Origin of the sequence: Virgibacillus sp. 7505 (genome assembly GCF_002272135.1) — a bacterium.
Taxonomy (GTDB): domain Bacteria; phylum Bacillota; class Bacilli; order Bacillales; family Amphibacillaceae; genus Terribacillus.
The window spans coordinates 1-208 of sequence record NZ_NPBF01000494.1 but is presented as its reverse complement, the minus strand read 5'-3'; the positions used below and the strand labels follow the sequence as shown (position 1 = coordinate 208).

The 208-nt window shown below is 49.5% G+C and carries 1 pseudogene; it reads right to left on the bottom strand.

The window, feature by feature from the left end:
• A pseudogene (gene ligA, locus CHH91_RS19940) lies at window positions 1-208 on the bottom strand (NAD-dependent DNA ligase LigA); the annotation flags it as partial.

Below are 208 nucleotides of genomic sequence, written 5' to 3'. Positions count from 1 at the left end.
TGTCACCTGCTTTTTTCACTATGACCGTATCGCCAAGCTTGACGTCTTTCTCGCGGATCAAATCTTCGTTATGCAAGGAAGCCCGTCTCACGGTTGTCCCTGCGACAAGCACTGGATCTAATATCGCAGTAGGCGTTACCACACCTGTGCGGCCGACATTTAGTTCAATATCGCGTAAAACCGTCAGCACTTCTTCGGCAGGAAACTT